A 6063-nucleotide genomic window follows, 5' to 3' on the forward strand; every position below is an offset into this window, starting at 1 on the left:
CCCCCCGCCCGGCCCAGCCGACGAACCACGCAATGCCGCCCAGCCACGAGGGGCTGCGCCGTTCGCCGGCAACCCAACTGAATCGATTTCATCTGCAACTGTCATCGGGATCGTGTCTAATACGCGTCCCCACTGCTGCACCCCACACCCATGTCCCTGCATTCCCATGGCCCCGCGCCGTGCGACGACGCTGACGGCCACCTGGTCACCGCCGGTCCGCTGACCCCGCCGCCCGACAGCGCCGGCACCCCAGCCGACGACAAAGCACTTCGCCATTCCGTCGCCGAAGACGTGCAGGGCATGGTGCTGGCCATGCTCGTGGCCTCGCTGGGCCTGGCCATCTTCGCCAAGGGCGGGCTGATGATCGGCGGCATGGCCGGGGCAGCCTTCCTGCTGCACTACGCCATGGGCTGGAACTTCGGCCTGGTGTTCGTGCTGGTGAACCTGCCGTTCTACTGGGTGGCCGTGCGCCGCATGGGCTGGGAGTTCACCCTGAAGACCTTCGCCGCGGTCACTGCCTGTGGCGTGCTGACCGACATCCTGCCGCGCTGGGCGGACTTCTCGCACATGGCGCCGCTGTACTCGGCGCTGGTGGGCGGCGCGCTGTCCGGCCTGGGCATCCTGTTCTTCATCCGCCACCGGGCCAGCCTGGGCGGCATCGGCATCCTGGCGGTATATCTGCAGCGCACCCGCGGCTGGAGTGCCGGCAAGGTGCAGATGTCGTTCGACGCCTGCCTGATGGTGGCCGCGTTCTTCGTGCTGTCGCCGTCGAAGGTGATGTATTCGGCCATTGGTGCAGTGGTGCTCAGCCTGGTGCTGATGTTCAACCACCGCCCCGGTCGGTACATGGGCGTCTGATCGCAGGCAACGCGTTCACATAGCATCAGCCGGGCCATGCCCGGCGGATCTGCATCAGCGGCCGGCCGCCTGCAGCCACGGCGGGGCCAGCTTCAACAGCCGCGCATGCACCGGGCAATCCTCGGCGTGCGCACCGGGCAGGTAGCCCAGGCTCATCAGGAATTCGCCGGTGATCTCGCCGCCGGTGAAGCGGAACGTCTTCTTGAACAGCTTCACCCAGTCGGCCTTGCTGCGCGGGTGGTGCGCATCCAGCCACGCGGCGAAGCTGCCATGCTGTGCGCGCAGCTGCTGGATCACCTGCGCGTTGTGGATCGCGGCCAACACTTTCAGCCGGTTGCGGATGATGCCGGTGTCCGACAGCAGGCGTTCGATGTCCTGCTCTGCATAGGCCGCCACGCGGTCCACGTCGAAGCCAGCGTAGGCCGCACGGAAGCCCTCGCGCTTCTTCAGGATGGTTTCCCAGCTCAGCCCGGCCTGGTTGATCTCCAGCACCAGGCGCTCGAACAGTTCGCGTTCATCGCGCTGCGGGAAGCCGTATTCATGGGCGTGGTAGTAATCGTGCACCGGATGGCCCGGGGCGATGAAGCAGTATCCGCTCATTTGCTGCGCCTTTTACCGAAGTCGTTGTTGTACTGCAGGGTGGACGCCTGGTCATCCAGCAGGAACTCCGGCCAGCGGCTGTCCCGCAGTTGTAGACGGCCTTCACGCAGCGCCTGGTTGGCGGCCTCTGCGCCGAAGTGGATCTGCCCCACGTCCGTCCATTGTCCCTCGTCCAGGGTGTGCAGGTCGCACTGCGGACCCCATGCCCTTCGGATCTGGCACAGCAGCACGTCCGGCTGCCCGTCGCCGTCCAGGTCGCGCTGCAGGGCGATGCAGCCCTCGTTGCTGGACAGGCACTCGGTGCTGTCCAGGTCATCCAGCACCGCCTGCCACCAACTGTCTGGCGGCGATGTGCTGCCCTTGGCCAAGTGGATGCGCGCCTTCAGCGTGGCCAGGTCGTAGACGCCGGCGTCCGCCAGGCTCTCCATTTGATAGCGGTGCAGCTTCTTGCCGCTCAGTTGCTGGGCAATGATGCTCGAGGCGCGGCGGTCGGCCTGGATGGCGGGGTCCTGCTGCAGCCTGCGCAGCGCTTCCACGCCCCTACGTCCGCTGTGTTCGCGCAGGTAATTGACGTCGCGCACCACCAGTTGCGCGGGGTTGCTGCGCAGCCGCTCGGCCACACTGGTCGCGGCGATGCGCGCCGGGTCCAGTATGGGGGAATTGCCCAGCACCGCCACAGCGACGACCACCCAGCTCATCACCCGGTTCACCGGTTCCACGCCCTGCAGCCAGCGCTGCCCGGGCCGGACCACGGCCAGCGCGTAGCCCAGGGCGTAGCCGGCGGTGATCAGCGCGGCGGCCGTGGCCCAGAAACGATCAATGGTCCAGCCGTACTGGCCGATGCGCAGCGCTAGTGCGTACAACGCCAGTCCGGCGTAGATCGGCAACGTCAGCAGGCTGGCTTCCACCGCACGCCGCAGCAGGCGCGGGTAGGGCAGTTCACTGTCGCTGCGCTGGTACACGGCATTGACCAGGCAGATCAGCAGCAGCGCCAGGGTCAGCAGCTCCTTGGCTGGCGAACGGTGACCTGCGCTGCTCATCAGCCCGGTGAAGGGCAGCGACACCACGAACAGCACGGCGATGAAGGCCAGCAATGGCAGCAACGCGCGGCAGATCGCGAACAGCACCTGGCGGGTGATCTGGATGGCGCGGTGCTGGGTGCGCCCGATCAGCACACCGAACCCGGCCAGGGTGCCGGTGGCCAGTGCCACGAAAGCGCGCTCGGCGAACAGTTGCTCGAAGAAGGTCACCCCTACCAGCGTGAACAGGGCGGCCCACAACCACAGCAGCATCCAGCCCAGGCCGGTGAACACCGCCGCCTGCAACAGCACCAGCCCGTTCTGCCAGGCACGCTCGAACAGGGCGGTGTGGTCGGCACGCCAGGACCCATGCTGCAGCCGGAACTGCCACCAGGGCAGGGCCACGAAGGTCGCCACCGCCAGACCCAATGCCAGCGGATCACGTAGCTCGGAAATCCAGATGCCTTCCATGCCACGCAGGTTCCAGCCCACCCAGCCGGCCAGCGCCACCACCAGCAGCGATGCCAGCGCCGCATGCAGCCACAGCCGGCGGTCCTTCAGCTCGACCAGGGTCAGGCCGAGCGCCGTGGGCACGGTCAGCACCCATGCATTCCAGCCGTAGCGGCAGGCAATATCCTGGAAGGGCGTGGTGTCGTTCAGTTCCTGCGCGGCGTACAGCGCCAGACCCTGCAGCAGTGCGATCAGTACGATCATGCTGCGCGTCGGCCACGCCAGTGGTGCGTCCTGTTGCATGGGGTTTCCTCCTTGGATGCGGCCATCCTAGACCATGCCTTCGCGCCCGCGTGCGGCCCCAGCAGGTAGAATGGCCGCCATGCCTGTAACGCCTACTTCCCTTGCCGACCACCTGCTCGTCGCGCTGCCGTCGCTGACCGACGCCACCTTCGCCCGTACCGTCGCCCTGATCTGCCAGCACGACGAGAACGGCGCCATGGGCGTGCTGGTCAACCAGCCGTCGGAGTACACGCTGGGCGAGGTGCTGGCGCAGATGGACATCGCCACCGGCGATGGCGAGCTGCAGGCGCGCATGGTGCTCAACGGTGGGCCGGTACACCCTGAACGCGGTTTCGTCATTCATGACGATGCCCGCGCGTGGGATTCCAGCCTGGCAGTGGGCAACGGTCTGTTCCTGACCACCTCGCGCGACATCCTGGAAGCCATGGCCCGCGGCGAAGGCCCGACCAATGCGCTGGTCACCCTGGGCTGCGCCGGCTGGGGGGCAGGGCAGCTGGAAAGCGAACTGGCCGAGAACAGCTGGCTGACCGTGCCGGCCGATGCCGAAGTGGTGTTCCAGCTGCCGCTGGAACAACGCTGGCAGGGCGCCGCGGCACGTATCGGCGTGGACCTGTTCCGCCTGACCGACTACAGCGGCCATGTCTGAGCCGGCCGTGATCCGCCGCGATGGCACCGTGCTCGGCTTCGATGTCGGCTCGCGACGGATTGGCGTGGCCATCGGCAGCGCGTTCGCCGCGCATGCCCGCGCGGTGGCCGTGGTCGATGTGCACGGCAACGGCCCCGACTGGGCCGCCGTGGAGCGCCTGATCAAGGAATGGAAGCCCGACGGCCTGGTGGTGGGCGATCCGCTTACCCTGGATGGCCAGGACCAACCCAACCGCAAGCGCGCGCAGGGCTTCGCCCGCCAGCTGCGGGAACGTTTCAAGCTACCAGTGGTGATGATCGACGAGCGTTCCAGCTCGGTCGAAGCCGCCCGCCGTTTCGCCGTTGAGCGCGCCGAAGGGCGCAAGCGCCGCCGTGATGCGGCCGCGCTGGATGCCGTGGCTGCGGCGGTGATCATCGACCGCTGGCTGTCGTCCCCCGACGACGCCATCCCCATTCCCTGACTGCACGACGCCTGCCATGACCGCCCAGCAACTCGATGCCTCCGGCCGCCTGCGCCACCTGTTGACCCTTGAAGGCCTTCCCCGCGAAACCCTGGTGCAGCTGCTCGACCGCGCGGGCCAGATCCGCGATGCGGCCGTTGGCCGGGTTGGCAACAAGCGCCAGGTGCTGGCCGGTTCGGCGGTGTGCACGCTGTTCTTCGAACCGTCCACCCGCACCCGCAGTTCGTTCCAGCTGGCGGCACAGCGCCTGGGCGCCGACGTGCTGAACTTCGATGCCTCCACGTCTTCCACGCGCAAGGGCGAGACCGCCTGCGACACGTTGAAGAACCTGGAAGCGATGGGCGTGCGCGGCTTCGTGGTGCGCCACCCCGACGATGGAGCGGTGGCGGCACTGGCCGCCGCGGCCGGCGAGGGCACCGCACTGGTGAACGCCGGCGATGGCCGCAGCTCGCACCCGACCCAGGGCCTGCTGGACATGCTGACCCTGCGCCAGGCCAAGGGCCCGGACTTCTCGAAGCTGAAGGTGGTGATCGTCGGCGACGTGAAGCACTCGCGCGTGGCCCGCACCGATCTGCACGCGCTGCGCACGCTGGGCGTGGGCGAGATCCGCGTGTGCGGCCCGCAGTCGCTGCTGCCGGACGATGAAACCCTGAAGGGCTGCGTGGTCGGCGACGACTTCGACGCCATGCTGGAAGGTGCCGATGCGCTGATGATGCTGCGCCTGCAGCGCGAGCGCATGGAAGAAGGCCTGGTGCCGTCGCTGGAGCAGTATCACGCCCAGTACGGCCTGACCGCCGCACGCCTGGCCCGTGCCGGCAAGGACGCCGCCGTGCTGCACCCGGGCCCGATCAACCGCGGCGTGGAAGTGACCGACGAAGTGGCCGACGGCCCGCAGTCGTGGGTGCTGCGCCAGGTCGCCAATGGCGTGGCCGTACGCATGGCCGTGCTGGAAACCCTGCTGGGTTGATAGCGGTATTGGCGGGCACACACCCCGCCCTGGTAGGTGCCAACCTCGGTTGGCACACGCAGCGCTCTGGTAGGTGCCAACCTTGGTTGGCACTATTCGTCAGTGCCAGTGGATCCCAGACAACCACATAGCGATTCCAGCTCCCATTCGCACCACGCGTGTCGATATTGCCCGACCTGTGCCGCCAACCCAGCTCTGATCGGGTTACCCATCAGATACATCGCATGTCGGTACAGCGATTCATCCGATCGAATCGCGTGATCGTGATAGCCGCCATGCCAAAAGCGCCCGATTCGCCCTAAAGATCGATTCACCTGTTGTGCCGTGCGCGACTTGAATCGCTTCATCACCGTTTCAATTGTTCCTGCGCGCAGTTCGACCAGCCAATGAATGTGGTCGGGCATGACCACGCACGCAATGGAACGGGTGAAGCCTTCCTGGTCGAGGCGCTGGAATTCGCGGATTGCCAGTTCTGCGGCAGCATCGCTGGCAAGCAACGGGGCGCGGCCATGCACAACGGTGGTGAGGATGTAGCTGAGGCCGATGCTGGAATGACGGCCGAGCAGAAGTCGAGCGCTGTTCATGGAGGCAAGCATGGGCGGGCCTGCCTGCGGTGAATATCGGGGAATGACTTGGCTTTGGGTAAGCGGGTGCCAACCAAGGTTGGCACCTACCGGAGCGGTGTGGGTGCCAACCAAGGTTGGCACCTACCGGAGCGGTGTGGGTGCCAACCAAGGTTGGCACCTACCGGAGCGGTGCG

The 6063-nt window shown here is 67.0% G+C and carries 7 protein-coding genes; 4 read left to right on the forward strand and 3 right to left on the reverse strand.

Translation table 11 applies throughout. The features are described from left to right. The first annotated feature begins 150 nt into the window (after positions 1-150). Positions 151-858, forward strand: a complete 708-nt coding sequence (locus IAE58_RS19460) for a YitT family protein (RefSeq protein ID WP_108748787.1) — start codon at positions 151-153, stop codon at positions 856-858. A 54-nt stretch (positions 859-912) separates the two neighbouring features. On the opposite strand, the gene IAE58_RS19465 is transcribed toward IAE58_RS19460, so the two are convergent. Both IAE58_RS19465 and IAE58_RS19470 read right to left on the reverse strand, forming a co-directional pair. Beyond that, a complete protein-coding gene (locus tag IAE58_RS19465; RefSeq protein ID WP_199934741.1) occupies positions 913-1458 on the reverse strand; it encodes a DNA-3-methyladenine glycosylase I in 546 nt (181 codons plus the stop codon). Further along, on the reverse strand, positions 1455-3230 hold the full coding sequence (locus tag IAE58_RS19470; protein WP_199934740.1) for a DUF4153 domain-containing protein: 1776 nt from the start codon (positions 3228-3230) through the stop codon (positions 1455-1457). Before IAE58_RS19470 ends, IAE58_RS19465 begins: the two co-directional genes overlap by 4 nt. A 79-nt stretch (positions 3231-3309) precedes the next feature. On the opposite strand from IAE58_RS19470, the gene IAE58_RS19475 reads away from it, so the two are divergent. The 3 genes from IAE58_RS19475 to IAE58_RS19485 are packed head-to-tail and all read left to right on the forward strand — an operon-like array spanning position 3310 to position 5303. Beyond that, the gene (locus IAE58_RS19475; protein WP_199934743.1) at positions 3310-3876 is read left to right on the forward strand and encodes a YqgE/AlgH family protein; all 567 of its coding nucleotides are present in this window, start codon (positions 3310-3312) and stop codon (positions 3874-3876) included. Continuing rightward, positions 3869-4336, forward strand: coding sequence for a Holliday junction resolvase RuvX (gene ruvX, locus IAE58_RS19480; protein ID WP_108748791.1), 468 nt, complete (start codon positions 3869-3871; stop codon positions 4334-4336). The genes IAE58_RS19475 and ruvX overlap by 8 nt, the downstream gene beginning before the upstream one ends. A 16-nt stretch (positions 4337-4352) precedes the next feature. After that, complete coding sequence (locus IAE58_RS19485; RefSeq protein ID WP_108752372.1) at positions 4353-5303, forward strand: aspartate carbamoyltransferase catalytic subunit; 951 nt, start codon at positions 4353-4355, stop codon at positions 5301-5303. Between the two features lie 92 nt (positions 5304-5395). Here the strand turns inward: IAE58_RS19485 and IAE58_RS19490 are convergent, their stop codons facing one another. Further along, positions 5396-5887, reverse strand: a complete 492-nt coding sequence (locus IAE58_RS19490; RefSeq protein WP_199934742.1) for a transposase — start codon at positions 5885-5887, stop codon at positions 5396-5398. Positions 5888-6063: the final 176 nt, after the last annotated feature.

Source organism: Stenotrophomonas sp. S49 (assembly GCF_016624905.1).
GTDB lineage: Bacteria > Pseudomonadota > Gammaproteobacteria > Xanthomonadales > Xanthomonadaceae > Stenotrophomonas.

Excerpts from the sequence above, each read along its gene's own strand:
- IAE58_RS19460 (WP_108748787.1), top strand. The coding sequence starts at position 151 with ATGTCCCTGCATTCCCATGGCCCCGCGCCGTGCGACGACGCTGACGGC.
- IAE58_RS19465 (WP_199934741.1), bottom strand. The coding sequence starts at position 1,458 with ATGAGCGGATACTGCTTCATCGCCCCGGGCCATCCGGTGCACGATTAC.
- IAE58_RS19470 (WP_199934740.1), bottom strand. The coding sequence starts at position 3,230 with ATGCAACAGGACGCACCACTGGCGTGGCCGACGCGCAGCATGATCGTA.
- IAE58_RS19475 (WP_199934743.1), top strand. The coding sequence starts at position 3,310 with ATGCCTGTAACGCCTACTTCCCTTGCCGACCACCTGCTCGTCGCGCTG.
- ruvX (WP_108748791.1), top strand. The coding sequence starts at position 3,869 with ATGTCTGAGCCGGCCGTGATCCGCCGCGATGGCACCGTGCTCGGCTTC.
- IAE58_RS19485 (WP_108752372.1), top strand. The coding sequence starts at position 4,353 with ATGACCGCCCAGCAACTCGATGCCTCCGGCCGCCTGCGCCACCTGTTG.
- IAE58_RS19490 (WP_199934742.1), bottom strand. The coding sequence starts at position 5,887 with ATGAACAGCGCTCGACTTCTGCTCGGCCGTCATTCCAGCATCGGCCTC.